1 protein-coding gene is annotated in these 1,907 nt (G+C 73.6%); it reads right to left on the bottom strand.

The window, feature by feature from the left end; all coding sequences use genetic code 11:
• Positions 1 to 226 precede the first annotated feature (226 nt).
• Entirely contained in the window at positions 227 to 1,906 is a 1,680-nt protein-coding gene (locus ACF09J_RS29315) for a phytoene desaturase family protein (protein ID WP_392308453.1), read from the bottom strand.
• Position 1,907 lies beyond the last annotated feature (1 nt).

Below are 1,907 nucleotides of genomic sequence, written 5' to 3'. Positions count from 1 at the left end.
GACTACTCACTCCCCTTGAATCGGAAAACTGGTGGAGAACAGCCCCCGCGGGCCACACCGATCGGGCGCATCCGGGCCGGGCGGGGGAGCAGATCTCGCCCCCGCGCCTGGGACGTTACCGCTCACCCGGCGTACGGGAACGGCCTTATAAGAAGCCTCGATAAACCATCGCCGCAGGTCGCCCGAGCATTTACCGGGAAAGGGCGCCCCGGCCGCGAACACGGCTTCAGCCGGGGCGCGTTCCGCGGCGGGCCCGGCCCCCGCACAGGCGCAGCGGGTCCCAGTCCGGCCCGCGTCCGGGAAGCCGGCTCGGGTCGCCCAGCACCGCGCCCGCGTGCACCTCCGGCAGGAGTGGGCGGCCGAGGATCTGCCCGGCGCAGGCGGTGCCGCTGACGGCGGCGCCGGTGATCCCGCTGCCGTAGCGGGTGCTCTGCCCCACCACGTACAGCCCGGTCACGCTGGTCCGGGTGTCCGGCCTGGCGCCCGTGCCGCCCCAGCGGGCCAGCCCGAAGGGCGATCCGCCGGTCGACCGGGTGTAGCGGCGCTGCGTGGCCGGGGTGGCCAGCTCCAGATGGGTCACATACCGGCGGAAGGGGCCGAGCGCGCGTTCCGCGGTGGCCAGCATCGCCTCGGTGACCCTCTCCTTCTCCGCCAGATAGGCCGGGTCGCGGCGGTACGGTCCGCCGCTCTCGGACGCGGCCGCCGCGCCCCACGCCTCCAGTGACCGCGGACACAGCGCCATCACCTGGAAGTTGGCGTGCCCTGGCGGCCGGAGGGCCGCGGTGTCCGGGTCCTTGAGCGAGGCGAACGAGATGAACACCGACGGCGGAGTGTCGAACCGCCCCTCGGCCAGCCCGCGGAACGCCTCCTCGATGTCGGCGTTCCCGTGCCACCACAGGTTCGCCCCGGTCCTGCCCGGCAGTTCCCGGTCGAGCCCCACGTAGAGCACCACCAGGGGGAAGCCCGTCACCGCGGTCCGTGCCCGCTTGCCGATCGACGCGGGGAAGTGCTCCTCGCCGGCCAACTCCCGGACCGTGCGCACATAGTCCGCGTTGGACACCACGACCGGCGCGCGCAACTCCCGCCCGCCATCGGCCAATACGACACCGCACGCCCGGCCCTGCTCGACCAGCACCCGCTCCACCCGGTGCCCGGTCCTGACCGCGCCGCCGTGCCCGGTGATCGCCTCGGTCAGCGACGCCGCCAGCATCTGGCCGCCGCCGACCGGATATGCGGCGCCGCGCAGATAGTGGTCGGTCACGCTCGCGTGCATGCCGACCGTGGCTTCCTCGGGCCCGATCCCGTAGTTGAGCGCCTGCGCGGCCAGCACGGTGCGCGCGGCGGCGGACAGACCGCAGTGCTCGAAGAGTTCGTGCAGCGTGCGACGGCCCCAGGCCACCGCCGTGGGCGTGCGGCGCAGCACCTCGGCCGGTTCGGCGCCGACCGCGGACAGCAGCGTCCAGCGCATCTCCGCGCCGACCGCCGAGCACACGGCCACGAACTCCCGCAGCCCGTCCTTGTCCTCCGGCAGCACCTCGGCCAGCCGGTCGAGATAGCGGTCCCAGCCCACGGGTACGGACATCCGCAGCCCGGGCAGGACCACCTCGTCGAATCCGTCCGGGTCCATCTCCCGGAACGTGACGCGGTCGCCGAGGCCCAGTCCCCGCAGGATCGACGGCAGCACGCCGTCGGGCCCGCAGTCGCCGATGTAGTGCACGCCGGCGTCGAACTCGTAGGCCGAACGGCGGCGGAAGACATGGCTGTTGCCGCCCAGCACCCCGGCCTGTTCGAGCACCAGCACCCGGTGGCCGGTCACCGCCAGGTACGCGGCGCAGGTCAGACCGCCCATGCCGCTGCCGACCACGATCGCGTCCCAGTCGTCCGCGAGCCGGTGCTCGTCGCTCATC

The organism is Streptomyces sp. NPDC014889 (assembly GCF_043081205.1).
In the GTDB taxonomy this organism is placed as follows: domain Bacteria; phylum Actinomycetota; class Actinomycetes; order Streptomycetales; family Streptomycetaceae; genus Streptomyces.
The sequence above is the reverse complement of the archived record's forward strand: the minus strand, read 5'-3'. Positions and strand labels throughout refer to the sequence as shown.